At 70.1% G+C, this 26,804-nt stretch carries 26 protein-coding genes and 1 tRNA gene; 14 read left to right on the plus strand and 13 right to left on the minus strand.

Annotation, left to right across the window (positions count from 1 at the left end; translation table 11 throughout):
- Window positions 1-266 precede the first annotated feature (266 nt).
- Window positions 267-2,684: a RelA/SpoT family protein gene (locus tag ACWTPI_RS05875; RefSeq protein ID WP_454731176.1), complete on the plus strand. Its 2,418-nt coding sequence runs from the start codon at window positions 267-269 to the stop codon at window positions 2,682-2,684.
- Window positions 2,685-2,711: 27 nt separating this feature from the next.
- On the opposite strand, the gene greB is transcribed toward ACWTPI_RS05875, so the two are convergent.
- Window positions 2,712-3,293 carry a transcription elongation factor GreB gene (gene greB / locus ACWTPI_RS05880; protein ID WP_020205030.1) on the minus strand — a complete coding sequence of 194 codons (582 nt, stop codon included), beginning with the start codon at window positions 3,291-3,293 and terminating at the stop codon, window positions 2,712-2,714.
- 123 nt (window positions 3,294-3,416) lie between these two features.
- Between greB and ACWTPI_RS05885 the strand changes: the two genes are divergently transcribed.
- The 3 genes from ACWTPI_RS05885 (at window position 3,417) to ACWTPI_RS05895 (ending at window position 5,087) form a co-directional block, all read left to right on the plus strand.
- A tRNA-Arg gene (locus ACWTPI_RS05885) sits at window positions 3,417-3,493 on the plus strand.
- Between the two features lie 471 nt (window positions 3,494-3,964).
- On the plus strand, window positions 3,965-4,696 hold the full coding sequence (locus ACWTPI_RS05890; RefSeq protein ID WP_454731177.1) for a DUF1266 domain-containing protein: 732 nt from the start codon (window positions 3,965-3,967) through the stop codon (window positions 4,694-4,696).
- 100 nt (window positions 4,697-4,796) lie between these two features.
- Window positions 4,797-5,087 carry a hypothetical protein gene (locus ACWTPI_RS05895; protein ID WP_454731178.1) on the plus strand — a complete coding sequence of 97 codons (291 nt, stop codon included), beginning with the start codon at window positions 4,797-4,799 and terminating at the stop codon, window positions 5,085-5,087.
- A 139-nt stretch (window positions 5,088-5,226) separates the two neighbouring features.
- Here the strand turns inward: ACWTPI_RS05895 and ACWTPI_RS05900 are convergent, their stop codons facing one another.
- A complete protein-coding gene (locus ACWTPI_RS05900) occupies window positions 5,227-5,751 on the minus strand; it encodes a hypothetical protein (protein WP_454731179.1) in 525 nt (174 codons plus the stop codon).
- Between the two features lie 268 nt (window positions 5,752-6,019).
- On the opposite strand from ACWTPI_RS05900, the gene ACWTPI_RS05905 reads away from it, so the two are divergent.
- Window positions 6,020-6,703 (plus strand): Fe2+-dependent dioxygenase, encoded by a 684-nt coding sequence (locus ACWTPI_RS05905; RefSeq protein ID WP_454731180.1) that lies wholly within the window; start codon window positions 6,020-6,022, stop codon window positions 6,701-6,703.
- 228 nt (window positions 6,704-6,931) lie between these two features.
- Here ACWTPI_RS05905 and ACWTPI_RS05910 read toward each other — a convergent pair whose 3' ends face one another.
- Window positions 6,932-7,231, minus strand: a complete 300-nt coding sequence (locus ACWTPI_RS05910) for a hypothetical protein (RefSeq protein ID WP_029044031.1) — start codon at window positions 7,229-7,231, stop codon at window positions 6,932-6,934.
- Between the two features lie 266 nt (window positions 7,232-7,497).
- Here ACWTPI_RS05910 and ACWTPI_RS05915 point away from each other — a divergent pair, with 266 nt between their 5' ends.
- A complete protein-coding gene (locus ACWTPI_RS05915; protein WP_454731181.1) occupies window positions 7,498-7,809 on the plus strand; it encodes a hypothetical protein in 312 nt (103 codons plus the stop codon).
- A 180-nt stretch (window positions 7,810-7,989) separates the two neighbouring features.
- Window positions 7,990-8,892 carry a lipid A hydroxylase LpxO gene (lpxO, locus tag ACWTPI_RS05920; RefSeq protein WP_020205037.1) on the plus strand — a complete coding sequence of 301 codons (903 nt, stop codon included), beginning with the start codon at window positions 7,990-7,992 and terminating at the stop codon, window positions 8,890-8,892.
- Between the two features lie 91 nt (window positions 8,893-8,983).
- Here the strand turns inward: lpxO and ACWTPI_RS05925 are convergent, their stop codons facing one another.
- The 3 genes from ACWTPI_RS05925 to ACWTPI_RS05935 all read right to left on the minus strand — a co-directional run bounded on the left by ACWTPI_RS05925 (window position 8,984) and on the right by ACWTPI_RS05935 (window position 12,706).
- Window positions 8,984-10,558: a GGDEF domain-containing protein gene (locus ACWTPI_RS05925; protein ID WP_082079650.1), complete on the minus strand. Its 1,575-nt coding sequence runs from the start codon at window positions 10,556-10,558 to the stop codon at window positions 8,984-8,986.
- Between the two features lie 82 nt (window positions 10,559-10,640).
- Complete coding sequence (locus ACWTPI_RS05930) at window positions 10,641-10,823, minus strand: hypothetical protein (protein ID WP_020205039.1); 183 nt, start codon at window positions 10,821-10,823, stop codon at window positions 10,641-10,643.
- 395 nt (window positions 10,824-11,218) lie between these two features.
- Window positions 11,219-12,706, minus strand: a complete 1,488-nt coding sequence (locus ACWTPI_RS05935; RefSeq protein WP_454731182.1) for an aminotransferase-like domain-containing protein — start codon at window positions 12,704-12,706, stop codon at window positions 11,219-11,221.
- Window positions 12,707-12,880: 174 nt separating this feature from the next.
- On the opposite strand from ACWTPI_RS05935, the gene ACWTPI_RS05940 reads away from it, so the two are divergent.
- Window positions 12,881-13,288, plus strand: a complete 408-nt coding sequence (locus ACWTPI_RS05940) for a hypothetical protein (RefSeq protein ID WP_454731183.1) — start codon at window positions 12,881-12,883, stop codon at window positions 13,286-13,288.
- A complete protein-coding gene (locus ACWTPI_RS05945) occupies window positions 13,285-14,259 on the plus strand; it encodes a threo-3-hydroxy-L-aspartate ammonia-lyase (RefSeq protein ID WP_454731184.1) in 975 nt (324 codons plus the stop codon). The genes ACWTPI_RS05940 and ACWTPI_RS05945 overlap by 4 nt, the downstream gene beginning before the upstream one ends.
- A gap of 19 nt (window positions 14,260-14,278) precedes the next feature.
- On the opposite strand, the gene ACWTPI_RS05950 is transcribed toward ACWTPI_RS05945, so the two are convergent.
- On the minus strand, window positions 14,279-14,584 hold the full coding sequence (locus ACWTPI_RS05950; RefSeq protein ID WP_020202980.1) for a single-stranded DNA-binding protein: 306 nt from the start codon (window positions 14,582-14,584) through the stop codon (window positions 14,279-14,281).
- Between the two features lie 210 nt (window positions 14,585-14,794).
- Here ACWTPI_RS05950 and ACWTPI_RS05955 point away from each other — a divergent pair, with 210 nt between their 5' ends.
- Complete coding sequence (locus tag ACWTPI_RS05955) at window positions 14,795-16,411, plus strand: NAD(P)/FAD-dependent oxidoreductase (RefSeq protein WP_454731185.1); 1,617 nt, start codon at window positions 14,795-14,797, stop codon at window positions 16,409-16,411.
- 15 nt (window positions 16,412-16,426) lie between these two features.
- On the opposite strand, the gene ACWTPI_RS05960 is transcribed toward ACWTPI_RS05955, so the two are convergent.
- Window positions 16,427-17,710, minus strand: a complete 1,284-nt coding sequence (locus tag ACWTPI_RS05960) for a TIGR03862 family flavoprotein (RefSeq protein WP_454731186.1) — start codon at window positions 17,708-17,710, stop codon at window positions 16,427-16,429.
- Between the two features lie 122 nt (window positions 17,711-17,832).
- On the opposite strand from ACWTPI_RS05960, the gene ACWTPI_RS05965 reads away from it, so the two are divergent.
- Both ACWTPI_RS05965 and ACWTPI_RS05970 read left to right on the plus strand, forming a co-directional pair.
- Window positions 17,833-18,231, plus strand: a complete 399-nt coding sequence (locus ACWTPI_RS05965; protein ID WP_454731187.1) for a hypothetical protein — start codon at window positions 17,833-17,835, stop codon at window positions 18,229-18,231.
- A gap of 56 nt (window positions 18,232-18,287) precedes the next feature.
- Complete coding sequence (locus ACWTPI_RS05970) at window positions 18,288-18,842, plus strand: DUF1415 domain-containing protein (RefSeq protein WP_454731188.1); 555 nt, start codon at window positions 18,288-18,290, stop codon at window positions 18,840-18,842.
- A gap of 23 nt (window positions 18,843-18,865) precedes the next feature.
- On the opposite strand, the gene ACWTPI_RS05975 is transcribed toward ACWTPI_RS05970, so the two are convergent.
- Both ACWTPI_RS05975 and ACWTPI_RS05980 read right to left on the minus strand, forming a co-directional pair.
- Entirely contained in the window at window positions 18,866-19,765 is a 900-nt protein-coding gene (locus tag ACWTPI_RS05975) for a class I SAM-dependent methyltransferase (protein WP_454731189.1), read from the minus strand.
- A 110-nt stretch (window positions 19,766-19,875) separates the two neighbouring features.
- Window positions 19,876-20,820 carry a bestrophin family protein gene (locus ACWTPI_RS05980; RefSeq protein WP_454731190.1) on the minus strand — a complete coding sequence of 315 codons (945 nt, stop codon included), beginning with the start codon at window positions 20,818-20,820 and terminating at the stop codon, window positions 19,876-19,878.
- A 389-nt stretch (window positions 20,821-21,209) separates the two neighbouring features.
- Between ACWTPI_RS05980 and ACWTPI_RS05985 the strand changes: the two genes are divergently transcribed.
- Together ACWTPI_RS05985 and ACWTPI_RS05990 are read left to right on the plus strand one after the other, a co-directional pair.
- The gene (locus ACWTPI_RS05985; RefSeq protein WP_454731191.1) at window positions 21,210-22,853 is read left to right on the plus strand and encodes a DUF342 domain-containing protein; all 1,644 of its coding nucleotides are present in this window, start codon (window positions 21,210-21,212) and stop codon (window positions 22,851-22,853) included.
- A 378-nt stretch (window positions 22,854-23,231) separates the two neighbouring features.
- Window positions 23,232-23,729 carry a response regulator gene (locus tag ACWTPI_RS05990; RefSeq protein ID WP_020423776.1) on the plus strand — a complete coding sequence of 166 codons (498 nt, stop codon included), beginning with the start codon at window positions 23,232-23,234 and terminating at the stop codon, window positions 23,727-23,729.
- Window positions 23,730-23,994: 265 nt separating this feature from the next.
- Here the strand turns inward: ACWTPI_RS05990 and ACWTPI_RS05995 are convergent, their stop codons facing one another.
- The 3 genes from ACWTPI_RS05995 to ACWTPI_RS06005 form a co-directional block, all read right to left on the minus strand.
- Entirely contained in the window at window positions 23,995-24,906 is a 912-nt protein-coding gene (locus ACWTPI_RS05995) for a transcriptional regulator (protein ID WP_454731192.1), read from the minus strand.
- Between the two features lie 361 nt (window positions 24,907-25,267).
- Complete coding sequence (locus ACWTPI_RS06000) at window positions 25,268-25,741, minus strand: hypothetical protein (protein WP_454731193.1); 474 nt, start codon at window positions 25,739-25,741, stop codon at window positions 25,268-25,270.
- Window positions 25,742-26,341: 600 nt separating this feature from the next.
- The gene (locus ACWTPI_RS06005) at window positions 26,342-26,716 is read right to left on the minus strand and encodes a hypothetical protein (protein ID WP_020202991.1); all 375 of its coding nucleotides are present in this window, start codon (window positions 26,714-26,716) and stop codon (window positions 26,342-26,344) included.
- Window positions 26,717-26,804 lie beyond the last annotated feature (88 nt).

Raw genomic sequence — 26,804 nt, forward strand, 5'->3', positions numbered from 1 at the left:
TTTTCGGGCGGCCGTGGCCAGTCTTCGCAATGCGTACCTTTGCATCCAGCGCTTGCTGCACCTGCTGACGTACCTGTTCGCGAACGCGATTGCACAGCCAGATCACAGAGGCCGCCCCGATGTCTTCTTCCCAGCCTTCCTCTCCTGCCGCCACGGCGAGCCCTCCGGGCGCGCCTTCGCGCCCGCACGGGGAAGTGCCTGGTGATGCGGGCGGCGAAGCAGCGCCGCCCGTCTCGCGCAAGCGCGCCGGGACCGGCCATCCGCCCGTGACGGCACGCACCGGCGCTCCCAATCTTCCCGATCCGCTCGGCGACAACGTCGTCGGCGAGCGCGCGGCCGCGCCCGCGATGGGCTCGGGCAAGGGCCGCGCCGCGCAGGCCGCGGCCGAAGGCGAGCTGAGCGAGGCGCCGGCCGCCGCCACGCCGGGCGACGCGCTGTTCATCGACGCCGTCCTGGCGCAGTCCTACCGCCACTTCTTCGGCCCGACCTCGCAGCCCGCGGTGCCGCCGCGCCAGCAGGTCATCTCGATCGGCCGGCTGATGGAGAAGCTGGCCTACCTGAAGCCGGCCGACCAGGCCATCGTGCGCGAGGCCTTCCAGTTCTCCGACGAGGCGCACCTGGGCCAGTACCGCCAGAGCGGCGAGCCCTACATCACCCATCCGGTGGCGGTGGCCGAGCTGTGCGCGGACTGGAAGCTCGACGTCCAGTCCATCATGGCCGCGCTGCTGCACGACGTGATGGAAGACCAGGGCATCACCAAGAGCGAGCTGGCCGAGAAATTCGGCCCCAAGGTGGCCGAGCTGGTCGACGGCCTGACCAAGCTGGACAAGCTCGAATTCCAGAGCCGCGAGCAGGCGCAGGCGGAGAGCTTCCGCAAGATGCTGCTGGCGATGGCGCGCGACGTGCGGGTGATCCTGGTCAAGCTGGCCGACCGCACCCACAACATGCGCACGCTCGATTTCGTGCCGCCCGAGAAGCGGCGCCGGATCGCGCTCGAGACGATGGAGATCTACGCGCCGATCGCGCACCGGCTCGGTCTCAACACCACTTACCGCGAGCTGCAGGAACTGTCGTTCAAGGTCGGCTCGCCGTTCCGCTACGCCACGCTCGAGAAGGCCGTCAAGGCCGCGCGCGGCAACCGGCGCGAGGTGGTCAAGCGCATCCTGGAGGCGGCGCAGAAGGCGCTGGGCGACGCCGGCATCGTGGCCGAGCTGTCCGGGCGCGAGAAGACGCTGTACAGCATCTACCGCAAGATGCACGACAAGCAGTTGTCGTTCTCGCAGGTGCTCGACGTCTACGGCTTCCGCGTGGTGGTGGAGACGCAGATGCACTGCTACATGGCGATGGGCGCGCTGCACGGCCTGTACAAGCCGATGCCGGGCAAGTTCAAGGACTACATCGCGATCCCCAAGATCAACGGCTACCAGTCGCTGCACACCACGCTGGTGGGCCCGTTCGGCACGCCGGTGGAATTCCAGATCCGCACGCGCGACATGCACCAGATCGCCGAGGCCGGCGTGGCCGCGCACTGGATGTACAAGCACCAGGCCGACCAGGCCAACGACATCCAGCAGCAGGCCCATCAGTGGCTGCAGTCGCTGCTCGACATCCAGAGCCAGACCGGCGATTCGCAGGAATTCCTCGAGCACGTCAAGATCGACCTGTTCCCGGACGCGGTCTACGTGTTCACGCCCAAGGGGCACATCCGCGCGCTGCCGCGCGGCGCCACCGCGCTCGATTTCGCCTACGCCGTGCACAGCGACCTCGGCAACCAGTGCGTGGCGGTCAAGATCAACAACGAGCTGCTGCCGCTGCGCACCGAGCTCAAGAGCGGCGACATCGTCGAGGTGGTGACGGCGCCGTACTCCAAGCCCAATCCGGCGTGGCTGGCCTTCGTGCGCACCGGCAAGGCGCGCGCGGCGATTCGCCACTACCTCAAGACCACGCGCCTCGACGAAGCCATCCAGCTCGGCGAGCGCCTGCTGGAGCAGTCCGCGCGCCAGCTCGGCATCGAGCTCAAGGCGCTGCCGCAGTCGGTGTGGGACCGCATGGTGCAGTGGACCGGCAACAAGCACCGCGAGGACATCTTCGCCGACCTGGCGCTGGGCCGGCGCGTGCCGGCCGTGGTGGCCAAGCGCATGGAGATCCTGCTGCAGGACCTGTCCGGCGACGTCGACAGCGCCTTGCTGGCCGCCGTGCAGACCTTCGCCGGCGACGAAGCGCCGGCGGTGCCGATCACCGGCGACGAAGGCATGTCGATGATCTTCTCGGCGTGCTGCCGCCCGATTCCCGGCGACTCCATCGTCGGCTACCTGGGCAAGGGCGAAGGCCTGCAGATCCACGTGCAGGACTGCAAGGTGGCCAAGCGCCTGCACAGCAAGGACCCGGAGCACTGGATCGACGTGATGTGGGCGCGCAAGACCACGCGCGCGTTCGACGCCTCGATCAAGGTCATGGTGCGCAACGTCAAGGGCATCGTCGCGCGCGTGGCGGCGGACCTGACCTCGGCCGACGCCAACGTGGCGCACGTCTCGATGGAGCAGCAGGAGGGCGGCCACCAGGAGGCCACCTACATGCAGTTCGTCATCCAGGTGCAGAACCGCCTGCACCTCGCCAACGTGATGCGGGCGCTGCGGCGCAACCCGGACGTGATCCGCATCTTCCGCGACCGCAACGACGGCTGACGCCGCCGCGCGCGCGGCGCCGGGGGCTCAGGCCTTGCCGGGCTGCGCGGCCGGCTGCTTCGGGTAGCGGACTTCCAGGATATCGATCTGCTCGACGCCGTTGGGCGTGTGCAGGGGCACGGTGTCGCCTTCGCGCGCCTTGATCAGCGCGCGCGCGACCGGCGAGATCCAGCTCACGTGGTTGCTGTCGAGGTCCACCTCGTCCATGCCGACGATGGTGACGGTGGTCTCTTCGCCGGCCCGGTTGGCGTAAGTCACCGTGGCGCCGAAGAAGATCTGGTCGTTGTCACCCTGCACGGACGGGTCCACCACCTCGGCCTTGTCCAGGCGGCGGGTCAGGAAGCGGATGCGGCGGTCGATCTCGCGCAGGCGTTTCTTGCCGTAGAGATAGTCGCCGTTCTCGGAGCGGTCGCCGTTGGACGCGGCCCACGAGACGATCTGGACCACCTCGGGGCGCTCCGTGTCGATCAGGTGCATCAGCTCGTCGCGCAGGCGCTGGTAGCCCTGCGCGGTGATGTAGTTCTTGCTGCCCGGCGGCAGCGGCGCGGCGCCCTCTGGCAGGTCGTCGTCCTCATCGCCGGACGACTCTTTGACGAATGCCTTGTTCATGGTACGGATCACTTCGATAGGGCTGTCATTATAGAAAGTCCACGCTGGCCGAAAGAAAAACCGGAAATATGCCAGAAGGGGGTTCACAAAACCCAAAAGTACGATATAATTTCTTTCTCGAGTGCGGCTGTAGCTCAGTTGGATAGAGTACTTGGCTACGAACCAAGGGGTCGTGGGTTCGAATCCTGCCAGCCGCACCACCTATCAAGAAGAGAAGGGCTTCCAGAAATGGAAGCCCTTTTTCTTTGGTCTTCGCTTTCCGCATCTGTCGGGCCTTCGCTGTCCGGCCTTCGCTTTCCCGGCGCCTGTCGGCGCCTTTGCGCTTCATCTCCGCGTCTTCCGTTCCCGCCATCGCCAGGCCATCCGCCCGCGGTTGCCTGCCGCGGCGCGCGCATCCGCGCGAATCAGAGTTGTCGCATCGCGCGCCGTTCTTGCCGCCGCTAATCTCGGTCCGGTGCGCACATGGTACGCGCCGATCGCCGCAACGCGGCGTGGTCGGTTTTTTTCCGGCCGCGCGCGGCCGCGATCGCTTTCTCCGATCGTTTTCTCCGAACGCTTCTCCGAGGGCTTCCACGATGCGGGCTTTACCCTGGTTCGTCTCCGTCCTGCTGCTTGCCGGGCTGGCCCGTGCAGCGCGGCACCAACGCCGCGCCGCGTGCGCGCCGCCGCCCATGCCCGCGTGCCGGCTGCCGGCCGGCAAGGGCGGCGCGGTCCGCCGCGCGGCGGCCATGCCAGGCGCGGCCGAGCGCGCGCACGGCTTGCTGCTCGGCCTGCTGCACGACGGCGGCCCGTGCGGCAATGCGCATGCGCTGGCCACCGGCGCCGATGCGCGCGCGCAGGCCAACGCGCTCGCCGACGACTGGCATATCCATACCGCCGGCGAGGCGCGCGGCACGCTGGCGTGGCTGCTCGAGGAAGGGCATCGCGCCCTGTACCCGCAGGTCTGCCGCATCCTGTTCAAGGTGCCGCGCGCCGCGCGCGAGCGCGAGATCGTGCGGCTCGACCAGTTGTTCGATCCGGTGCGCCTGGCGCTGTGCGTCGACCATCTCGAGCGCGCGCTGCCGGGCCTGCGCGCGGCGCGCTTCATCGCCTCGGGGCAGGATCTCGCGCGCGGCGTGCTGGCGTGGGACATGAGCCGCGCCATCCATCTCGCGCGCATGGCCCACGACTGCGGCATGCAGACCGACGCGCAGGCCTGGGCCGTGATCGAGCGCGCGGCGGCGCAGGCGTTCGCGCACTATGCGTCGTGGGAGCAGGTGGTGGCGGGCTACCTGCTCGGGCGCGCCATGTGGGCCGGCCCGGATGCCGGCTTCGCGCGCCACATGGCATTCGCGCGCGCCTGCATCGACGATCCCGCCGGTCCGTGGCGGGCCTCGCCGTATCCGCGCCGCGGTCCCGTGTAGGCGGGCGCCGGCTTGCGGGCGCGCGGCATGCGGGCTAGGCTGGATCGGGTGGCGCGGCGCGGGTGGCCGCGCCCGGCCACGGGCAACGCAGGAGGATGTCATGAACCATTCGGACTGGCGTGTCGAAGCCTATCGCGGCATGGATGTCTACGTGCTGGTCTCCGGGCAGGAGGAAGAACAGGGCGCGGGCATCGCGACGCTGGGCGGGGCAGGGAAGTGGCGATACGAAGTGCGGGTCGCGCAGGAAGGCGCGGACCCTTCCGATGCGGGAGACACCGAGCGCTCGTCGGCGCAGGGCCCGCCCTATGCGACCCGGCATGCCGCGGAGGAAGCGGCATTCATTGCCGGCTACCGGCTCGTCGACCAGCTGGTCGGCCGCGCCGAGAGCTAGGCCGGCGGCGTTCGCCGCTGGCCGGATCGGGGCACTGACGGCAGGCGCCGCCGGCGCGAACGCGCCGCGCGGCTGGCGGTGGCTTGGCGCGCGCTGTCGTGCGTGCCGCCGTGCGCGCGCATGCCGGCGAGGCGCGGTCTCAGCGCCGTCCGCCCCGGCCGCCGCCGCCACCACCACCGCGGCCGCCGGCGCCATGCCGTCCGCCGCCCCAGCCGCCGCCGCGGTAGTAGCCGTGGCCGGCGCCCGGGCGAGCGGGATAACCGCCCCGGTAGCCATAACCGCCGCGATACGGATAGGCGCCGTGATAGCGATACCAGGCGTGGGGCGCGCCGCCGCGGTAGTAGCCGCCATAGCCGCCATAGCCACCATAGCCACCATAGCCGTGGGAGCGGTAGCCATAGAAGACGGCGCCGCCGCCATAGAACCCGCCATAGAACGGCAGCGGATAGTCGTAGCCGTATCCATCCCCATATCCATAGCCGCCGTAGCCGTACCACGCGGGCGGGTAGGCGGCGCCGGGGCCGTAGAACGCATAGGGATCGTAGGCGCCGTAGGCATCGTAGGGGCCGTATGGGGAGTAGTCATAGTCGCTGTCGAAGGCGACGCAGGCTCCCAGCAACAACAGCGGCAAGGCCAGCAAGAGGCGGAGCGGAGCGCGGTGCATGATGCGTTCGGTCGGGCGGTAGGCTGCCCGGCGTGTGCCGGGCGATAACGGTTAGAGATGGCTGGCGCCCGCGAGGTTCATCGCCGCGTCCGCGGGGCAGGGCGGTGCCCGTCACTGGATGAGAGACATCCTATCCGACTTGCTCCAGGTCAAGCAGGTTCTCTCTGGAAATGATTCCTATTTGAGCATCGTGGACCTTTCTCATACAATCGGCGCTCGCCTGTTTGTCCCACGACCCATACATTATCTTGCCGAGGTAACTGAAATCATGATGCTGCATATCCCCGATGTGCTGACGCCGGCCCAGGTGGCCGAATGCCGTGCGTTGATGGACGCGGCGGAGTGGGTCGACGGCAACGTCACTTCCGGGCATCAGTCGGCGCTCGCCAAGCGCAACATGCAGTTGCCCGAGGGCTCGCCCGCGGCACGGCAGGTCGGCGACCTGATCCAGGACGCGCTGGCCGCCAACCCGCTGTTCTTCTCCGCGGCCTTGCCGCTCAAGGTCTATCCGCCGCTGTTCAACCGCTACGAGGGCGGGCAGGCCTTCGACAATCATGTCGACAATGCCATCCGCCATCTGCGCGGCACCAATTTCCGCATTCGCAGCGACCTTTCCGCCACGCTGTTCCTGACCGCGCTCGAGGACTACGACGGCGGCGAACTGGTGGTGGAGGATACCTACGGGCAGCAGCGCGTGAAGCTGCCGGCCGGCCACATGGTGCTGTACCCGGCGACCAGCCTGCACCACGTCAGCCCGGTCACGCGCGGGGCGCGCGTGTCGTCGTTCTTCTGGATCCAGAGCATGGTGCGCGACGATGGCCAGCGCTCGGTGCTGTTCGAGCTGGACTCGCAGATCCAGCGCGTGGCGCAAGCCCTGAGCCACAAGGAGCCCGCCGTGGTCGGACTGACCGGCGTGTATCACAACCTGCTGCGCCGCTGGGCCGACGCCTGAACGGGCACGCGATGGCGGGGTAAGGGAAAGGCGGGACAGGCGACCAGGGTGCCGCAGTCGGATGCGAAATATCCGGCGCGAAATATCCGGCGGGCCATGCCGGGAACCGAATATCGGGAGGGAACAGGAAGGAAGGGAAGGTTCGGATGATGCCGGATTTTCCCGAACCCGGCACCGGCCGTTCGCCATGCGGCGCTACGGCATCCGGCTGGCGCTGCCGGCGGCCGCCTACTCGCGGTCGCGCCGGTGCGGCGGCAGGGGTATCGCGGCGACGCGCCGCCGCGCGGGCTTGAGCGCGCGGGTCGGCCAGAAGACATAGGTGGTATGCGGATCCATCGGCTTGCCGAAGTAGGACACCCACACCTGCACGCCCTGTTCGGTTTCCGCGACGATGGCGGCCACTGCGCGGGCCGCGACTGCGGGAGATTTGAGCAAGGTCGCCAGCGCTTCCACGCCTTGGACCACATGGTGCTTGACACCGCCGAACCATGCGTATTGGCGCATGGCTGACAACAAACGTTTGGTCATTGAACGCTAGTGTTGGTGAGTGAGCTGATGAGACCCGAGCTTACTCCCTTTGTTCAGTGCCGGACGATGGGACTTCGCTATCGCTTTCCCTGAGTCATCGGATGTCGCGGCGGATGTTGCGGCGCGGCGGCCGGCCGTCGCCTTTTTGCGCGTGTCGGCAGCCCGCCGCATTGACAAGGCCCGGGCCGAGGATTAGCGTCATTGGCAGGGCTGCCGCGGCGCGAGGCGCCGGCCGGCCACGCCCGTCTTTCCCGGGGAGCTTGCCGATGACCGAAGAGATGCTGATGCAACTGATGGTCGAAGTCGAGAAGGAAGACCCGATCGACTACGCCGACCTGCCCTTCGACGACGCCACGCTGCGCAGTCTGGCCTGCCGGCTGGTGGCGCAGCGCTCGCACGCGATGGAGTCCGCCGGCATGCCGGTCGGCGACCTGCTGGCCACCATGTGGGCGTCCACCGCCAAGCTGGTGCTCGAGAACATGGTGCTCAATGCGCGCCTGCTCGCGCTGCGAGGCCAGTCCGAGGACGCCACCGCGCTGATCAGCCGCATCGCCCGCCAGTCCCGCGGCAACACCTGAGCGGCAGCACCGGCAATACGCGGGTGGCCGCCGGCCGCGCGCCGGCGCGCTGTGCGCCCGCGATCTCATTTAGCAGGGCGCCCTGCGTTTCGCTACACTACGGGTTTTCGCGCCCCCGATGCTGTCCCGTTGCCCGCGAGCGCAACGGTGTTCGATGCTGCTGATTTGGAGGATTTTCGGGTGATCAAGTGGATAATCGTCGCGGCGTACCTGGGAGCGATCCTGTACGTGCATTTCCGCGGCAAGGTAAGGCTGCGCATCTGGCGCCAGTTGCTGGATCATTCGGCGCTGGTGGCGCCGATCAACTGCTTCATGTACATGTTCTCGGGCGTGCCGCGCACGCCCTACATCCCGGTCGAACGCTTCCCCGAGCTCGAGACGATCCGCGCCGCGTGGCCGCAGATCCGCGATGAAGGGCTGGCGCTGGCCGCCATGCGCAAGATCAAGGCCGCGGAGAAGAACGACGATGCCGGCTTCAACTCGTTCTTCAAGTACGGCTGGAAGCGTTTCTACCTCAAGTGGTACGAGGCGCGCCATCCGTCGGCCGAGGTCCTGTGCCCGCGCACGGTGGAATTGCTGCGCGGCCTGCCCAGCGTGAAGGCCGCGATGTTCGCCGAGCTGCCGCCCGGCGGCAAGCTCAACCCGCACCGCGACCCGTTCGCGGGCTCGCTGCGCTACCACCTCGGGCTGGCCACGCCCAACGACGACCGCTGCTTCATCGAGGTCGACGGCGAGCGCCACAGCTGGCGTGACGGCCTGGGCGTGGTGTTCGACGAGACCTACCTGCACTGGGCCGAGAACAAGAGCGACAGCAACCGGCTGATCCTGTTCTGCGACATCGAGCGTCCGATGCGCTACCGCTGGGCCGCCGGGTTCAACCACTGGATGGGCCGCAAGGTCATGACCGCGGCCAGCTCGCCCAACGAGGAAAGCGACCAGACCGGCATGATCAACCGGCTGTTCCGCATCGTCTGGCTGGGCGGGCAGTACCGCCGCCGCTTCAAGGCCTGGAACCGCCAGGCGTACTACGTGGTCAAGTTCGGCCTGATCGCGGCCGGCGTGGCGCTGATCATCTACATCTGAGCGCGGCGCGTTTTTCCAGTGAAAAGGGCCGGCGCAAGCCGGCCCTTTTCACTTCCGCGCCGTCCGCCGCGCCACGCGCGCGGCAGGCGTCTTAGCGCCGCCGGCGCCCGCGCTCGTCGTCGAGTTCTTCGTAGTGGGCGCGCTTGGCCTGGTACATGCGCGAGTCGGCGAGCTTGATGGTGTCGCTCAGGCGCTCGTCGATGCCGCAGGTCGCGGTGCCGATCGACAGGCTCAGCGCGGTGCCGGGATAGAACTGGTTGTTCAGCTCCACCACCTGGTGGATCTGCTCCACCACGGCGGCCACGCCGCGCTCGTCGCGTCCCGGCAGCAGCACCATGAACTCGTCGCCGCCCACGCGCGCCACGCACATCTGGTCGCCCACGGCCTTCTTGAGCGCCTCGCCGGCGCGGCGCAGCAGCGCGTCGCCGTCGCCGTGGCCGAGCTGGTCGTTGACCTGCTTGAGGCCGTTGAGGTCCACCGCGATCACGCTGACCGGCCACGGTCCCTTGCGGCCCAGGCGCGCGAGCTCGTCCTCGTAGTAGGCGCGGTTGTAGAGCTTGGTCAGCACGTCGTGCTTGCCGAGGAATTCCACGTAGGCCTCGGCCTTCTTGCGCGCGGTGATGTCGGTCAGCGAGACCAGCACCTGGTCCCAGTCCGACTCGTGGCCCGGAAAGACCGACCATTGCATGAACACGTCCACCGCCCGGCCGTCGAGCGCGTAGTTGACGACCTCGCGCTGCTGCCACAGCTTCTCGTTCCACAGGTCGACCAGCTGCTCGGCGAACTGGAAGCGCATGTTGTCGCGGAACACGTCGCCCAGGCGCGACAGCAGCTCGGCCTTGGAGGTGGCGTTGAACATCAGCAGCGTCTGCTGGTTGACGTCGAGCACGCGGATTTCCTGCATGCAGCGCGAGATGAAGTCCGGATGCACGTTGAGGAAGGTGCGGAAATCCGTGATGCCCGCGCCGCGCACTTCGTCCAGCAGCAGCTTGACCGCGCTGAAGTCCTCCACCCACAGCGACACCGGCGAATGCTCGAACAGGCCCAGCGCGTACTGCTCGCTGCGGCGCAGTTCGCGCTCGGTGGCGGTGCGCACCGTGATGTCCTCGATCGACAGCAGCACGCGGTCCCAGGTGTCCTCGTGGCCCGGCATGACGGTCGCCTCGAGGCGGATGTCCAGGCGCTTGCCCTCGAGCGTGTAGTTGACGGTCTGGCTGGAGAAATGCGTGCTGCCGTCCCACAGTTGGCCCAGCTCCTCGACGTGCTGGTCGAACATGTCGTCGCGGAACACGGTGTCGAGATTGCCGACCAGGTCGGCGAGGTCGGAGGCGCGGAACAGGTCCAGCGTGCGCTTGTTGACGTCCAGCACGCGGATCAGCGCGGAGCAGTGCGCCACGTCCTGCGGATGCCGGCGCAGGTGGCTGCGCAGGTCGGTGACGCCGCGCGCCCGCAGCACCTGGAAATGCTCGCGCACCGCGCTGAAGTCTTCAAGCCACAGCGAAACCGGCGCGAGCTGGAACAAAGTCTGGTATTCGGCGTCGATGCGCGCCGCGTCGGTGATGGCCGTCAATGTGTTCTCTCCCTTTCCCGTTGGCGCGCCGGGCCGGCCGGCCCGGGCGTCCCGCTCTCCGGCGGGGCGCCGCCATGCGCGCAACGGCGATAGCATAGGGCAGCGCGGCGGAAAATGGGGAGATGTGTGGCGTAAAAACCGACGCGCGCGCGGCACCCCCTCCCGCGGAGGGGCAGGTTCAGGCCTGCGGCGAGAGTTCGGCGATGCGCGCCGGCGCGGTGCGGCGCGGCGCTTTTTCCTGCTCGGCGATCAGTTGCAGCGTGGCGGCCTGCAGCAGCGAGCCGGCGGTCAGATGGGAAGCCAGCGCGCGCAACTCGTCGAGCTTGTCGCGCATCGGGGGCTGGAGGGCGAGGGCGGTCATGTCGCGGGTGCCTGGCTCGGAAACAGCAGGCATGGTAGCGGCGCCCGGGGTCGCCGCGCTTTGCGCTGCGTCATGCGGCGTGTTCGTGGCTTCTCCTTCGTCCCGCGCGCCCGGGCCGGGGCGGGCGTGGCCGGCCTCGGCGCGCGCCGGCTGGCGATGGGCCTGGCCGGCGCGGCGCAAGGCGCACGGGCGCGGCGCGGCGGCGTCCTTGCACGCGGCGAGAGGGAGGAATGGGAGCTGCATCGGTTTCTCCTGGTGAGCGGCCTGCCGCCTTCGACAAGCCTTGCCAGCATGCCGCGCGCCGCCCGGCGTGCCCAGCGCGCTGCGATGAACGGCCGGATCGGCGGTGCGAAAAGCACGGCGCGGTGCCTGAGCCGGCACGCCGCGCGCGGGCGTCAGCCCGCCGCGCGCGCTCCGGCGCGGGCGCCGCGCGGCGGCTTGCCGGCCAGCCGCGCCGCCACCGCGGCCAGTTCGCGCAGCGCGCGCTCGATCTCGGGCGAGAACGGCATGCCGCAGTTCAGGCGCAGGAAATGGTCGAAGCGGTTGGAATTGGAGAACATCACGCCCGGCACCACGCGGATGCCAGCCTTCAGGGCTTCGTCGAACACGGCCTCGGACGATACCGGCCCGGGCAGCTCCACCCACAGGTGCAGGCCGCCGTGCGGATCGGAGGCGCGCGTGCCGGCCGGGAAATCGGCTGCGATCGTCTGCGCCACCTGCGCGCGCTGGCCGCGCAACTGCTCGCGCAGGCGCCGCAGGTGGCGCTCGAACGCGCCCGAGCCCATGTAGTCCGCCAGCGCCATCTGCGCCAGCAGCTCGTTGGGGCGCGACTGGCTGTACTTGAGCATTTCCACGCGCGCCTGCCAGCGGCCCGCCGCGATCCAGCCCAGCCGCATGCCGGGCGCGAGCGTCTTGTGCAGCGAGGCGCAGTGGATCACGCCGCCGTCGCGGTCCCATGACTTGAGCGCCGCGGGCGGCGTGTCGCCGTCGGCCAGCGCGGAGAAGCAGTCGTCCTCGACCAGCGCGATGTCCCGCTGCGCGCACCACGCCACCAGCCGGGCCTTGTTGTCGTCCGGCATGATGCAGCCGAGCGGGTTCTGCAGGTTGGGCACCACCACCACGGCGCGGATGTTGTCGTAGGTCTGCGCGGCCAGTTCCAGCGCCTCGAGCGAGATGCCGGTCTGCGGGCTGCTGGGGATCTCCAGCGCGCGCATGCCCAGGCTCTCCAGGATCTGCAGCAGGCCGTAGTAGGTCGGCGATTCCACCGCGATCACGTCGCCGGGGCGCGCCACCGCGCGCAGCGCGAGGTTGAGCGCCTCCGTGCAGCCGTGCGTGACGAGGATGTCCTCGGGCGCCACCGTGATGCGCGACAGCAGCGCGTGCCGCGCCAGCACCGCGCGGAAGGCGGGGTGCCCGCCGGCATCGGCGGCCGTGCCGAACAACTGCGGGTGGCGCCGCAGCGCGCGCGCCGCCGCGTCGCGCAGCGCTTGCGCCGGGTAGAGCGAGGGCGCGGCGCAGGCGCCGGCGAAATTCACCGCCACCGGGCGCTGGCGCCCGCGCGCGGTGATGGCCGAGATGCGCTCATGGATGCCGACGTACTGCGCCGGGTCCGGCAGCGTGGCCGCCGGCTCGGCGATCGGCGCCAGCGGCTTGTGCGGCGCGCGCGCCGGGGGCCGCACGAAGTAGCCCGAGCGCGGCCGCGCTTCGAGCAGCCCGTCGCTTTCCATCTGCCGGCAGGCCTGCAACGCGGTGGACAGGCTCACGCCGTGCAGCTCCATCAGCGTGCGCACCGACGGCACGCGGTCGCCCGGCTTGAGCGTGCCGGCCTCGATGGCATGGCGGTAGTGCTGCGCGAGCTGGCGGTAGAGCGGGGCGGAATCCATGCGGCATGGTGGCGCGGCGGCGGCCTGCGCAACAGATACAGATGCGGGGGTTCTGTATCGTAACAGATGGCCTGCATGTGTTCTGTTATGGTCCGCCCCGCGCGGGCGTGTGCCTGTTTCGTCCCGGCGCCGGCCGATAGTCTGGAGCCCTGTCCATACCGCAGGAGCCGCACCATGCCGGGCTACCGTTCCGATCCTTCCGATCTCATGAAATCGACCGCGCCGGTGATGACGGTGATGCCGGCCACGCCGGCCGCCGCGCCGCAGGCGCAGATGCTCGACCTCGAAACCAGCCGTGTGCTACGGTTCCATGCCAAAGCCGGCACCACGCTGCACGTGCTGGAGGGCGAGCTTGCCGTGTCCGGCGCGCCGCGCTGGCTGGCCGGCACGGTGTGGCGGCAGCCGCAGCGCCTCGCCGCCGGCAGCATGGTGGTGCTGCCCGCGGGCTGGGTGGAGGTGCTGGCCACGCGCGCCGCCACGCTGCGCCTGCACGCGCCCGCCGCGCGGCCGTGGCCGCGCTGGCTGTCCCTGGCCGCGCCGGCCAGCGCATCGCAATGTTTTCACGGAGAGCAACACAAATGAGCGAACTGGCAATTTCCTATGACGACGTGGCCGCGGCCCACCGGCGGCTGGAGGGCGTGGCCCACCGCACGCCGGTGATGACCTCCACCTATGCCGATGCGAACAGCGGCGCCGAGCTGTTCTTCAAGTGCGAGAACTTCCAGCGCATGGGCGCGTTCAAGTTCCGTGGCGGCTACAACGCCATCGCGCAGTTCACGCCGGCGCAGCGCAAGGCGGGCGTGATCGCGTTTTCCTCGGGCAACCACGCGCAGGCCATCGCGCTGTCGGCGCGGCTGTTCGGCGTGCGCGCGGTCATCGTGATGCCGCAGGACGCCCCGGCCATCAAGATCGCCGCCACGCGCGGCTACGGAGGCGAAGTGGTGCTGTACGACCGCTATACCGAGGACCGCGAAGCCATCGGCCGGCGCCTGGCGGAAGAGCAGGGCCTGACCCTGATCCCGCCGTACGACCACCCGCACGTGATGGCCGGGCAGGGCACGGCCGCCAAGGAGCTGTTCGAGCAGGCCGGCCCGCTCGATGTGCTGATCACCCCGCTCGGCGGCGGCGGGCTGCTGTCCGGCTGCGCCGTGGCCGCGCGCGCGCTCAACCCGGACTGCCAGGTGATCGGCGTCGAGCCGGAAGCCGGCAACGACGGCCAGCGCAGCCTGCGCAGCGGCAAGATCGTCCATATCGACACGCCGGAGACGCTGGCCGACGGCGCCCAGACCCAGCACCTCGGCAACCTCACCTTCCCGGTGCTGCGCAGCCTCGTGGACGACGTGGTGACGGTCAGCGACGCCGAGCTGGTCGAGGCGATGGCGTTCTTCGCCGGCCGCATGAAGATGGTGGTCGAGCCGACCGGCTGCCTGGGCGCGGCGGCGGTGTTTTCCCGGCGGATCGACGTCGGCGGCAAGCGCGTCGGCGTGGTGGTCTCGGGCGGCAACGTGGACCTGGCGCGCTTCGCCTCCCTGCTGCAGGCGGCGCAGCCGTAGGCGGCGGCCCTGGCGGCGCTCAGGGCTGCGCGTCGCGGGCGCTCAGCAGGCCGTGCGCGACCATGTCCAGCGCCGGGCGCGTGTCGCCGTTCTTGTCGGTCCAGACCTTGGGCGTGAGGCTGCCCGACAGCGCCACCGATTCGCCGTCCTCGAGCGCCAGCAGCGCGGCGCGCACCTTGTCGGCAAACGCGATCACGTTGACGATCACGGTATCGCCGTCGCCGGCCGTGGCCTTGAGCCGGGCGGTGACGAACAGGCTGCCGCCCTGGCCGCTGCGTTCGCTGGCGTGGCCGTGCAGGCGGCCGCTGACTAGTCCGTCGATCATGGTGTTCCTTGCTGTCATGGGAGTGGCCGCCGTCGCTGAGTTCGCCGCCGGGGTGCGGAAGATCTCATAATTTCGCCGCCGCGGGGCGAAGAATGCGGGGCCGGGGCCGAAAAACTATAAAATTGCGGTCCGGCCAGCCCGACGCTCAACCAGAGTGCAGTCCACGCCCCACGCGGGGCCGACCCACCGGCCGCAGAATTCCAGGTTCCCATGCTACGTCTAAGTGAAGTCAAACTCCCGCTCGACCATGCCGAGAGCGATCTCGAGGCCGTGGTGCGCGCACGCCTGGCCGAGCTCGGCGTCAAGGCCGATGGCCTGGTCGGGTTCACCGTGTTCCGCCGCGCGCACGACGCGCGCAAGCGCTCCGACATCAAGCTCACCTACATCATCGACATCGAGGTCAGGGACGAGGCCGCGGCGATCCGGCGCATGGCGGGCAAGCCCAACTGGAGCGTGACGCCGGACATGGCCTACCGCTTCGTGGCGCAGGCGCCGGCGCAAGGCACCCGGCTGCGCCCGGTGGTGATCGGCATGGGCCCGTGCGGGCTGCTGGCCGGGCTGATCCTGGCGCAGATGGGTTTCCGCCCCATCATCCTGGAGCGCGGCAAGGAAGTGCGCGAGCGCACCAAGGACACCTTCGGCCTGTGGCGCAAGAGCGTGCTGAACCCCGAGTCGAACGTGCAGTTCGGCGAGGGCGGCGCCGGCACCTTCTCGGACGGCAAGCTGTACAGCCAGATCAAGGACCCGCGCCATCTCGGGCGCAAGGTGCTGGACGAGTTCGTCAAGGCCGGCGCGCCGGAAGACATCCTTTATCTCGCGCGCCCGCACATCGGCACCTTCCGGCTGGTCAGCATGGTGGAGAAGATGCGCGCCGAGATCTTCGCGCTGGGCGGCGAGATCCGCTTCGAGACGCGCGTCGACGATTTCGACATCGACAACGGCAAGCTGCGCGGCCTCCGGCTGCACGGCGGCGAATACCTCGAAGCCGACCACGTGGTGCTGGCCGTGGGCCACAGCGCGCGCGACACGTTCCAGGTGTTGCACGACCGCGGCGTGTTCATGGAAGCCAAGCCGTTCTCGCTGGGCTTTCGCATCGAGCACCCGCAGGGCCTGATCAACCGCAGCCGCTTCGGCAAGTTCGCCGGCAACAAGCTGCTCGGCGCGGCCGACTACAAGGTGGTGCACCACGCCAGCAACGGGCGCGCGGTCTACAGCTTCTGCATGTGCCCGGGCGGCACCGTGGTGGCGGCGGCGTCCGAGCCGGGCCGCGTGGTCACCAACGGCATGAGCCAGTATTACCGCGCCGAGCGCAACGCCAATGCCGGCATCGTGGTCGGCATCACGCCCGAGGACTATCCCGGCGGCCCGCTCGCGGGCATCGCGTTCCAGCGCCACTGGGAAGCGCGCGCCTTCGAGCTGGGCGGCAGCAACTACAACGCGCCGGCGCAACTGGTCGGCGACTTCATCGCGCGCCGGCCTTCGACCGCGCTCGGCTCGGTCGAGCCGTCGTACAAGCCGGGCGTCACGCCGACCGACCTGTCCACCGCGCTGCCCGAGTACGTGACCGAGGCCATCCGCGAGGCGCTGCCCGAGCTCGACAAGAAGATCGCCGGTTTTGCCATGCACGACGCGGTGCTGACCGGCGTGGAGACGCGCACTTCGTCGCCGCTGCGCATCCGCCGCGACGACAGCTACCAGAGCATCAACGTGGCGGGCCTGTACCCGGCCGGCGAAGGCGCCGGCTACGCGGGCGGCATCTACTCGGCGGCCATCGACGGCATCGAGGTGGCCGAGGCCGTGGCGCTGAGCATCGTCAACGGCGCCTGAACGCGCGGCGCCGGCTCAGGCCGCGCGCGCCAGCCACGCGGCGGCGCCCAGCCCGGCCGCGCGCCCGCTGGCGAAGCAGGCGGTCAGCAGGTAGCCGCCGGTGGGCGCTTCCCAGTCCAGCATCTCGCCGGCGCAGAACACGCCCGGCACGGCGCGCAGCATCAGTTGCGCGTCCAGCGCCTCGAACGTGACGCCGCCCGCGCTGCTGATGACCTCGTCGAGCGGGCGCGCGCGCAGCAGGCGCAGCGGCAGCGCCTTGAGCGCGGCGGCCAGCCGCGCCGGATCGGCGAACTCTTCCTTCGGCAGGCATTCGCGCAGCAGCCCGGCCTTGACGCCGGTGATGCCGAGCCGGCTCTGCAGATGGCTCGACAGCGAGCGCGCGCCGCGCGGGCGCAGCACCGCCTCGGCCACGCGCTGCGCGCTCAGGCCGGGCGCGAGGTCGAGCTCGATCACGGCTTCGCCGGTGCTTTCCAGCAGGTCGCGCATCGGCGCGCTGAGCGCATAGACCAGGCTGCCTTCGATGCCGCCCGCGGTGACGACGAACTCGCCCTGGCGATCGTGCCGGTGGCCGTCGCGGTCGCGCAGGCCGATCGCCACGGCCTTGACCGGCTGCCCCGCGAAGCGCGTGCCGAAGTGCTCGCTCCAGGCCACGTCGAAGCCGCAGTTGGCGGGGCGCAGCGGCGCCACCTCGACGCCGCGCGCGGCCAGCAGCGGCACCCACGCGCCGTCCGAGCCGAGCCGCGCCCAACTGCCGCCGCCGAGCGCCAGCACTGTCGCCGCCGCGTGCACGCGCAGTTCGCCCTCGGGCGTGGCGAAGCGCAGTTCGTTCGCCGCGTTGTCAGTCACGTTGTCCGTCGCCTCGTCCGCCCAGCCGAGCCAGCGATGCCGCATATGGAAGCGCACGCCGGCCTCGCGCAGGCGGTGCAGCCACGCGCGCAGCAGCGGCGCGGCCTTCATGTCGGTCGGGAAGACGCGGCCCGAGCTGCCGACGAAGGTCTCGATGCCCAGGCCGTGCACCCATGCGCGCAGCGCCTGCGCATCGAAGCCGGCCAGCAGCGGCGCGATCCGCGTGCCGCGGCTGCCGTAGCGCGCGAGGAACGGCTCGGCCGCTTCCGAGTGCGTGAGGTTCATGCCGCCGCGCCCGGCCATCAGGAACTTGCGGCCCACCGAGGGCATGGCGTCGTACACGTCCACGCGCCAGCCGCGCGCGGCCAGCGCCTCGGCCGCCATCAGGCCCGCGGGGCCGCCGCCGATCACGGCGACGCTGGCGGAGGAGGGGGAGACGGCGGGTGCGGGCATGTGGGAATCCGGGGACGGGCGGCGGGGGAGGGCGGAACGGATTATATAGGGCGCCATCTCCGCCGGCGGCTGATAAGATCCGGCCCTCGACTTCATCGATACGCGCATCCACGCGCACCGCCATGACCACGCCGCTGCCCGCCCCGGCCTTCCGCCTTGCCACGCGCCTTGCCACGCGCCGCCTGCTGGCGAGCCTCGCGTTCGGCCTGCTCTGCGCCGCGCCGCCCGCGTTCGCGCAGGAAACCGCGCAGGGGCTGCAGGACAAGGCCATGCGCGGCGACTTCCTGTCCCAGCGCAACCTGTCGTATTGCCTGCAGTCCGGCTGCCTCGGGCTGGAGAAAGACCGCGTGCGCGCCTGCGCGTGGCGCAAGGTGATCCTGCTGTCCGGCGACCGCCATGTGACCGACCTCGACACCGCCAATCTCGAATACGTCTGCGGCAAGCTGAGCGCGGCCGAGCGCGAGTCGGCCATGCGCCAGGCCGACGCGCTGGCCAGGCAGATCCAGGGGCAGCGCCGCTGAGCGGCGGCGCGCGGGGCCGGCGCTAGAATGGCGGTTTCGCGCCGCCAGCCATCGTCATGACTTCTGCCCCGCCGTCCACCGAAACCGTCCTGCACGCCACCCGGCAATGGCTGGAGCGCGCCGTGATCGGCCTCAACCTGTGCCCGTTCGCCAAGTCCGTGCACGTGAAGCGGCAGATCCGCTACGCGGTCAGCGGCGCCACCGACGCCGAAGGCGTGATGGCGGACCTGGAGGCCGAACTGAAGCTGCTGGCCGAGGCCGACCCGGCCGAGATCGACACCACGCTGCTGATCCTGCCGCACGCGCTGGCGGACTTCCTCGACTACAACGACATGCTGTATTTCGCCGAGCGCCTGCTCAAGAGCCTGCGGCTGGCCGGCACGCTGCAGATCGCCAGCTTCCATCCGCACTACCAGTTCGAGGGGAACGGGCCGGACGACATCGAGAACTACACCAACCGCGCGCCCTATCCGATCCTGCACCTGCTGCGCGAAGCCAGCATCGCGCGCGCGGTGGCGGCCTTCCCGGACGCGGCGGACATCTACGAGCGCAACGAGCAGACCATGCGCCGGCTCGGCCTGGCCGGCTGGCAGGCGCTGATGCGCGACTGAGCCGGGCGCGGCGCGTCAGTTCGTCACTGCGCCACCGCGCAGGCATCCTCGCCGTGCTCGCCGGTATAGAAGCGCCCCGACATTTCCTCCAGCCCCAGCGTTTTCAGCACCTCGTTGAGGCGCTCGGCGGGCCGGCGGCGCGGCAGGTCCTTGTACTGCGCGATGATGAGCTCGTTCTTCATCGAGTGCTCCCAGCCCACCAGCTCGGTCACGCTGACCTGGTAGCCGTGCGCTTCCAGTTGCAGGCAGCGCAGCACGTTGGTGACCTGGCTGCCGAACTCGCGCGTGTGCAGCGGGTGGCGCCAGATCTCGGTAAGCGGGCTGGCCAGCGCGCGCGCCTTGTTCCTGCGCAGCACGCCGGCCACCTCGGCCTGGCAGCAGGGCACCACCACGATGTACTTCGCGTGCTTTTCCAGCGCGAAGCGGATGGCGTCGTCGGTGGCCGTGTTGCACGCATGCAGCGCGGTGACGATGTCGATGGTGGCCGGCAACTGCGGCGAGGCGATCGAGTCCGCCACCGACAGGTTGAGGAAGGACATGCCCGCGAAGCCCAGCCGCGCGGCCAGTTCCTGCGAGGTGCGCACCAGTTCCTCGCGCGTCTCGATGCCGTAGATGCGCGAGCCGTCGAGATGGTCCTTGAAGAACAGGTCGTACAGGATGAAGCCCAGGTAGGACTTGCCCGCGCCGTGGTCCACCAGCGTCACGTCGGGATGGTCCTGCTTGAGGTCCTGCAGCAGCGGCTCGATGAACTGGAACAGGTGGTAGACCTGCTTGAGCTTGCGGCGGCTGTCCTGGTTCATCTTGCCGTCGCGCGTGAGGATGTGCAGCGCCTTGAGCAGCTCGACGGACTGGCCGGGACGGATTTCGTGCGGGCTGGCCGCCGCTGCGGCGGGCGTCTTCGACGCCGGGGACTTCTGGGCCATCTGGGGAACCTGGAAAAACGGGGTGGGCGCCGTCGGCGCCAAAGCGGCAGTTTACCGAAAGTCGCCCGCGCCCGGGCGGAGTGACGCCGGCGCCGCTGGCGGCGGCGCGCCTACAGCAGGCAGTAGTCCACCGGCGCCAGCGGCGGCGGCAGGTCGGTTTCGCCGAGCGCTTCCTTGATCGTGATCTCGATGGCGCGGCACATCGCGTCGAGCGGCAGGTCGTTGGGCGAGGTGCCGAACGGCTCTTCCAGCTCGTCGCCGAGCGCGTCGAGGCCGAAGAACGTGTAGGCCACCAGCCCGACCACGATCGGCGTGAGGAAGCCGGTGGTGTCGACCAGCCCGAACGGCAGCAGGAAGCAGTAGAGATAGGCGGTGCGGTGCAGCAGCAGCGTGTACGAGAACGGGATCGGCGTATTGCGGATGCGGTCGCAGGCCACCGCGGTGGCGGTCATGGCCGACAGCGTGCCGTCGATCGCCACCGCCAGGCACGGGTCCACGCGCCGCTGCCGCACGCACTGGCCCAGATCCTCGCCCATGCGCATCATCAGCAGGGCCGGGGCGTTGGTGCTGCCGGCGAGCGCCTCGTGCTCGGCGTCGGCCAGCCACGCGCGGTCGATGCCGGCATCGGCGCGGTTGCCGCGCAGGCGGTTGCGCAGCGCGCAGGCGAAGGCGATGGCGCGCAGCAGCATGCGCCGGCGCACCGCGCCGGGCTCGGCCGGCGCATGGCCCGGCGCGGCGTCGCCGAGCAGGCTCATGCACTGCCGCGCGAGGTCCTGGCTGCGCACCACCAGCTCGCCCCACAGCTTGCGCCCTTCCCAGAAGCGGTCGTAGGCGGCGGTATTGCGAAAGCCCAGGAAAATGGCCAGCGGCAGCCCGATCAGCGAGAACGGGATGGCCGTGAGCGTGACCTTGTGCTGGAAGAAGGCGCCGTGGGTGACGGTGACGGCCACGGCGAGCAGCAGGTTCACCAGCAGCACGCGCCAGATGCGCGACAGGATCGAGCCTCGCAGGACCAGGAACAGCCTGAGTCCCGATGGGCGGTCTCGCACGATCATCTGGTCTTCCCCTTTTTGTTGCGGTGCGGCGTTGCGCGAATGGGCAGGAGTTTACCTTTTGCCCGGCCGCGAGGCTCAAGTTTTCCCCGAAACAGCCGTTGGTGTAGTGCGCGCTAGAAAGAACATAGATCAGCAGCGCGCAGTGCCTGCCATCAATCGCATGCCCGCCGCGCACGGCCAACATGGCCAAATTGGCGAATTTGGCCAGCAGAGGCTTCCTCGCCGCGAGGCGGGGGCGGGGCGGGATTGCGCAGGGCGCGGCGGTCTGGACCGCGCGCCCGCCAACGATCCATCGGGGGAAAGACGGAATGGAAAGCCGGGGAGAACACCCAGTCAGCGCCGCGGATGGCGCAACGCAAAACACAGCGGAAAACACAGCGGAGAATGCGGTGGAAGGCGCGGCGGAAGGCGCGGCGGAAAGCGGCCTGCGGATCCGCCTCGACGAGGCCACGCGGCATGTGCACGCCGCCTTTGCCGCGGTGCCGGGCCGGATGCCGCCGGACCGCGCCGCGCTCGAGGAAGCGCTGGCCGCGGCCGGCTGGCGCGGTGCCCGGCTGGACACCGCCACGGTCGGCAATTTTCTCTCGCAATGCCAGCGCGCCACCGAAGGCGCGCCGGTGGAAGCGCTGATCGGCGAGGTGACGGACGGCTATTTCGAGATCGACGTCAGCGCCGACAGCCTGAGCGTGCGGCTCAACCTGCTGCCGGCGCAGGGCGGGCGCGACGTGACGCGCGACGCGGTGCGCGCGGCGCTGGCCGAGCGCGGCATCGTGGCCGAGGTCGACGCCGCCGCGCTGCGCGGCGCCTTCGAGGCGGGCGCCTGCGAGGGCCTCGAGATCGCCGCCGGGCGCGCGCCGCTGCCCGGCACGCCGGCGCGCTTCGAGAGCCTGCTGGCGCCGCGCAAGCCGCTGGTGGAAGAAGACGACAGCGGTCGCATCGACCTGCGCGATCTCGGCACGCTGCTGCTGGTCAACCCGGGCACGCCGCTGATGCGCCGCATCCCGGCGCGCCAGGGCACGGACGGTCTCGACGTGTTCGGCAAGGTCGTGCCGGCGCCCGAGGCGGAAGACCCGCCCTACGCCGACGGCCTGACCGGCGTGGTGCCAGACCCCGCCGATCCGCAGGTGATGCTGGCGGCCATCTCCGGCTCGCCCGCGCTGCTGCCGCACGGCGTGTCGGTCAGCCCGGTGGTGGACGTGGAAGCGGTGGACATGCATTCGGGCAACGTCACCTTCGACGGCACCCTGCGCGTCAACGGCGACATCAAGACCGGCATGACGGTGCGCGTGACCGGCGACGTCATCGTCAGCGGCACCATCGAGGCCGCCCACGTGGAGGCGGGCGGCGACGTGGTGGTCAAGGGCGGCATCATCGGCAAGGCCGAAGGCCCGCACCCGGCCGGCGACGGCGCGGCGGCGCTGGCGAGCGTGCGCTGCAAGGGCCGGCTGCACGCGCGCTTCATCGAGAGCGCGGTGGTCGAGGCCGGCACCGACGTCACCGTGGAAAGCGGCATCCGCCAGAGCGAGGTGGCCGCCGGAAATGCCGTGTTCGCCGGCCCCAAGGGCGGGCAGGGCAACATCACCGGCGGGCGCATCCGCGCCAAGACGATCGTGCGCACCGCCACGCTCGGCGCGACCGCCGGCACCGCCACCGTCGTGCAGGTCGGCACCAATCCCTATGCCGAGGCGGAAAAGGCCGAGGTCGAGGCGCAGCGCCGCCAGATCGACGCCGAGCAGGCCAAGGTGCAGCAGTTGGTCAGCTTCTTCGCCAAGCATCCGGAGAAGGCTTCCGGCGACCTGCGCGAGAAGGCGCGCGCCACCCTGTTCAAGCTGACGCGGGACGCCATCGGGCTGGACGCGCGGCTGGCGAAGCTGGCCGAGCAACTGCACCCGGCGCCCGACGCGGTGATCGAGGTGAGCCGGCGCATCCACGGCGGGGTGGTCGCGCATATCGGCCAGAAGTCGCTGAAGATCATGGAAGACAAGCCGGGCGGCCAGTTCCGCATGGTCGAGGGCCGCGTCACGCTGGTCTGACCCGCGCCGGCGCCAGGGACCGCCCGCGTTGCCGGGCGGTTTTTTTTGCGCGCCGCGCGCCTGCCGGCGTGGCCGGGCGTGCCGGTGCGGCGTTTCGCCGCGGCAGCGAGCCGGTAGCGCGCCGGTAACGCGCGGCGGAACACGTTACGTGACGCGTAACACGCGGGAACGCGCCGCCATGCGCGCCATCCCGTCATCCCAGATTTTCCGATTCCCGCAGATCCTTGCCAGGCAAGGGTTTGCGGGCGGCGCCGCGCGTCCGGCCGGGCCGGCGGAACCGGCGCCGGCGTCTGGCATGTGCCTTGCGATCTCTCTGCATCATCGGGCGTCCGCCGCTGGCGCCATCCGGATCACAGAGCACAGAGCAGAGGAGCAATCATGGATATGGCACTCACCGCACGCGCCAACGTCGACAGCATCATCCCGCGCGGGCTCGCCTCGGCCCGGCCGCAGTGGCAGGGCGTGCGGCCGCAGAGGGCCGCGCACGACGCGGCGCCCGTGCGCGCGGTGGTGATCGACGAATGCGCGCTGCTGCGGCTGGGCCTGAGCCGCATGCTCGAGGCCATGCCCGGCGTCGCGCGCGTGGAAAGCGTGGACCCGGACGAGCTGCCGGGGCACGCCGGCGCCATCAGCGAGGCCGAGCTGCTGGTCTTCGGCATGCCGCAGGACGTGACCAGCGGCTGGCGCATGCTGCGCCAGTTGCGCAGCATGCTGCCGACGCAGCGCGTGCTGCTGCTCTCGGACAATATGTGGCTGCACATGCCGCCGCCGGAAATGGGCTACGGCATCTGCTGCTGCCTGCCCAAGACGGCCGCGCTGGTGACGCTCGAAGCGGCCATCGCCAGCATGCTGGAGGCGCAGGTCCTGGCGGCGTGAGGCGCGCGCCGGCGCGCCGGCGCGGGCGGTAGCCGTCACGGCCACCGCCCGCGCGGCGGATTTGCGGAAATTTCTGGATACCTGTTCGGAAGCGGCTGATTGGTCGGGACCGTTCTACTGGCTACAGTAGCTTCGTACCGCTCTCTCCCCGGGGGTGGTATTCCCGATGAGGGTCCATCCCTTGGCCCTCCTTCCGTAGCGCCGCATGCTTCTGCATGCGGCGTTTTTTTTCACCGCGTTCTCGCATCACGCGCGCCGGGCACGTTCAGGCCGGCGCGGCGCCCGTGGCGATCTCCGCGCCGCGCGTCGCGGCGCGCCACGACGCGCGGCTGTCGCGCTCGGTCAGTTCGCCGCGCATCCCGCGCATTCCGCGCACGTCGTGCGTTTCCTGCGTTTCGCGCATCTCGCGCATCTCGCGTGCATCGGCAAAGTCGGCGGCGTCGAGCCATACCGACAGGAAGGCGCCCATCGCGTCGAGCAGGGTGTCGGAGTTGATGCCGGTGGGGCCGCCCACCTTCGGGCAGATCACCAGGCGCGTGCCTTCGTGCGAGTACACGCGCAGCGTCTTCACCAGGTCGGCCGGCTGCAGGCGATGCTCCGAGCAGGGCACGCCCTGGAAGCCGAGCGCCAGCAGGAATTCCTCTTCCTCGGCCTGTCCCGTGCACAGGATCACCTTGGGCCGCATGCGGCGGCGCAGCTCGGCGATGAAGCGGAAGCGCCCGCCCTGGCGGCAGAAATCCACGTAGCGCCAGTTCGGGCTCAGGTAGGGATTGCGCCGGAAGGTCTCGATCTGCGAGAGGTCCATGTGCTGCGGCTTGGGCAGCGGGTAGAGGTTGAGCTTGAATTCCCAGCCGCCGGGCGCGTAGAGATGCCGCTCGAAATACGCATGCCAGTCCAGGGCCGGTATCGTCTCGCGCAAGGTGGCCGCGCGCGTGGCCGCCATGATGCGGGCCAGGCGCTGGTGCGTCTGCCAGCGCGGCATGTCGTGGCGATGGCGCTCGCGGAAGGCCGCGTCCCATGCCGGCGGCTCATGCGCGGGCGCCACCGCCGCGCCCGCGGCCAGCAGATGCGGCTCCTTGTCGCAAAGCCAGATCGCCGCACCGATGTTCCCGCCCTCCATGCCGGCGTATGACGAGAAATATGCGTCCAGCTCCTCGCTGCTGAAAATCGATGCCATTGGATGTCTCATTGATGCAAGCTCGCCATTCCCGCTCCCCGGTGTCTCTGCTGGACATATGGGGTTCCCGTTTTGCCGTCGGCGGCCGGCCGGGAAGCCGGCGCACGACGTTCTGCCGTCATGCATGCGCAATCGCCGTGCCACCGGCGCGGCGCGGCGTCCGCGGGCGCGCGGGCGGGCCTCGCCGCGCGCCCGCGGCCAGGCCGCAAGCCGCGCCGCGCAAGGGTTTGCGGGGAACGGGACAAGGCCGCGGACGGGCACGGCGGCGCGGCGGGCGCGCGCGCGCCGTGCCGCGCCGGCGTTACGCGTTACGTAACGCCGGCGCGGCGCGGGAACATCGCGGGCGGCGCCCCGCCCGCGCCTACCAGACCCGTATCCGGATCTGCAGGGAGATGCAGCCGTCGACCTTGCCCCTGATCGTCGGCACGTAGATCAGGGTCGCGCCCACGCGGCCGTACTCGATGCCGATCACCGGCGCCGCCATCGGCGACCAGCCGCCGTTGTTGACGTCGGGATAGCCGCGTATCGCGCCGGCCGTGGCGCCGATCCGCAGCGGCCCCAGATGCAGCGGCTGCCAGGCCACCGTGGCGTAGGTCGAGTGGCGGCGCACGCTGTTGCGGTACTCGCCGGCGGACAAGGTGAAGTCCTCGCTGACGCGCACGTCGGCGCCGAACCCCCAGTTGTACGCGTTGTAGTGCGCCGCGCGCTTGAAGTGGTAGGAGAGCAGGCCCGGGTTTAGCCAGACCTGCGGCCAGGCTTGCGGCGAATCCACCGGCGCGGCCGGCGGCGATGCCGTGGGCAGCTCCGCCGCGGGCGCTGCGATGACTGGAGGCACGGCATCATCCGCGCGCGCCGGGGCTGCTGCCAGTGAGGCACATATGGCAAGCAGCGCGAGGCAACCGCGCGGAAAAAGGCAACAGCTCGCCGCGCCAGGGAATGGACAAGCATCCATGGCCGCTTCCTTTGTTCTTGTTGTGGCTGGGACCGGCGTGGCGCGCGCAAGGCGCGGGCGCGGCAATCCTGCGATACCGGCGTGGCGCCGGTTATGTGATGGCGGTCTGCATGCTGTTCCCCGGTTGCGTGGCAATCAGCGAACGCGTGCCGGGCGTGCGCCGGCCGGTTCGTCGTGTCTCTGCGGGCGGCTGGAATCGCGGCCCGTCGCTTTACTTGTCGTGTGATGCCAGTCTGGTACGCGGGCCGCGGCGATTCAATGGATCGAACGCCGTAAGCCTAAGGAAGGGCACGGCAGACGGGAGACTGTCAACGGTTCGCGCCGCCATGCCTTTGGCGGACCGGCGTGCGGGGAAAGGCGCGGGAAAGGACGCGTGGAAGGACGCGGAGAGGAGGTGAAAGCGGGGCGGGAAGGGCGCCCGCCGTCGCGCCGGCGCGCATGGACGCATCGGCGCGGCGGCGAGCGTGTCAGCGCATCAGCGCATCAGCGCTTCCAGGCGACCGGCGCGGTGGCCGAGCATGTCGCCATCCTGCCGTACCAGTTGCGGCTGGTGGCGAGCCTGACGCGCTGCGCGTCGATCGGCTCGATCTGGCGCTGCCGGCGCTCGGCGAGGTTGTTCGCCACGCTCGCGAGCATGGCCCTGCATGCCGACTCCGCGGTGCCGGTGCGCACCGTGAAGCCGGAATAGCGATGGTTGACCATCAGCGTGAAGCCGTCGGCGACGTACTCCACCGTGTACTCGGTGTCGGTGTCGTAGGTGGACATCTGCCGGCCATTGCCCGGCATGGGCGCGGGCGTGGTGGTGCAGGCCGCCGCCGCCAGGCAGGCCATCGCTGCCAGCACCTTGGTGAATTTCACAGCATGACCTCCGTGGCATTGCTCGTGGATGGAAAGGGGCGCCGGCTGGCTCGCGGGCGCGCCCTGGGGCTGGATGGTACCAAGAATC

The sequence above is a fragment of the Cupriavidus ulmosensis genome, assembly GCF_977008105.1.

Excerpts from the sequence above, each read along its gene's own strand:
- ACWTPI_RS05945 (WP_454731184.1), top strand. The coding sequence starts at position 13,285 with ATGAGCGAACTGGCAATTTCCTATGACGACGTGGCCGCGGCCCACCGG.
- ACWTPI_RS05905 (WP_454731180.1), top strand. The coding sequence starts at position 6,020 with ATGATGCTGCATATCCCCGATGTGCTGACGCCGGCCCAGGTGGCCGAA.
- ACWTPI_RS05970 (WP_454731188.1), top strand. The coding sequence starts at position 18,288 with ATGACTTCTGCCCCGCCGTCCACCGAAACCGTCCTGCACGCCACCCGG.
- ACWTPI_RS05950 (WP_020202980.1), bottom strand. The coding sequence starts at position 14,584 with ATGATCGACGGACTAGTCAGCGGCCGCCTGCACGGCCACGCCAGCGAA.
- ACWTPI_RS05900 (WP_454731179.1), bottom strand. The coding sequence starts at position 5,751 with ATGCACCGCGCTCCGCTCCGCCTCTTGCTGGCCTTGCCGCTGTTGTTG.
- ACWTPI_RS05995 (WP_454731192.1), bottom strand. The coding sequence starts at position 24,906 with ATGGCATCGATTTTCAGCAGCGAGGAGCTGGACGCATATTTCTCGTCA.
- ACWTPI_RS05890 (WP_454731177.1), top strand. The coding sequence starts at position 3,965 with ATGCCCGCGTGCCGGCTGCCGGCCGGCAAGGGCGGCGCGGTCCGCCGC.
- greB (WP_020205030.1), bottom strand. The coding sequence starts at position 3,293 with ATGAACAAGGCATTCGTCAAAGAGTCGTCCGGCGATGAGGACGACGAC.
- ACWTPI_RS05940 (WP_454731183.1), top strand. The coding sequence starts at position 12,881 with ATGCCGGGCTACCGTTCCGATCCTTCCGATCTCATGAAATCGACCGCG.
- ACWTPI_RS05990 (WP_020423776.1), top strand. The coding sequence starts at position 23,232 with ATGGATATGGCACTCACCGCACGCGCCAACGTCGACAGCATCATCCCG.
- ACWTPI_RS05955 (WP_454731185.1), top strand. The coding sequence starts at position 14,795 with ATGCTACGTCTAAGTGAAGTCAAACTCCCGCTCGACCATGCCGAGAGC.
- ACWTPI_RS05960 (WP_454731186.1), bottom strand. The coding sequence starts at position 17,710 with ATGCCCGCACCCGCCGTCTCCCCCTCCTCCGCCAGCGTCGCCGTGATC.
- ACWTPI_RS05935 (WP_454731182.1), bottom strand. The coding sequence starts at position 12,706 with ATGGATTCCGCCCCGCTCTACCGCCAGCTCGCGCAGCACTACCGCCAT.
- ACWTPI_RS05915 (WP_454731181.1), top strand. The coding sequence starts at position 7,498 with ATGACCGAAGAGATGCTGATGCAACTGATGGTCGAAGTCGAGAAGGAA.
- ACWTPI_RS05975 (WP_454731189.1), bottom strand. The coding sequence starts at position 19,765 with ATGGCCCAGAAGTCCCCGGCGTCGAAGACGCCCGCCGCAGCGGCGGCC.
- ACWTPI_RS05965 (WP_454731187.1), top strand. The coding sequence starts at position 17,833 with ATGACCACGCCGCTGCCCGCCCCGGCCTTCCGCCTTGCCACGCGCCTT.
- ACWTPI_RS05895 (WP_454731178.1), top strand. The coding sequence starts at position 4,797 with ATGAACCATTCGGACTGGCGTGTCGAAGCCTATCGCGGCATGGATGTC.
- ACWTPI_RS05925 (WP_082079650.1), bottom strand. The coding sequence starts at position 10,558 with ATGCTATCGCCGTTGCGCGCATGGCGGCGCCCCGCCGGAGAGCGGGAC.
- ACWTPI_RS05930 (WP_020205039.1), bottom strand. The coding sequence starts at position 10,823 with ATGACCGCCCTCGCCCTCCAGCCCCCGATGCGCGACAAGCTCGACGAG.
- ACWTPI_RS05910 (WP_029044031.1), bottom strand. The coding sequence starts at position 7,231 with ATGACCAAACGTTTGTTGTCAGCCATGCGCCAATACGCATGGTTCGGC.
- ACWTPI_RS05980 (WP_454731190.1), bottom strand. The coding sequence starts at position 20,820 with ATGATCGTGCGAGACCGCCCATCGGGACTCAGGCTGTTCCTGGTCCTG.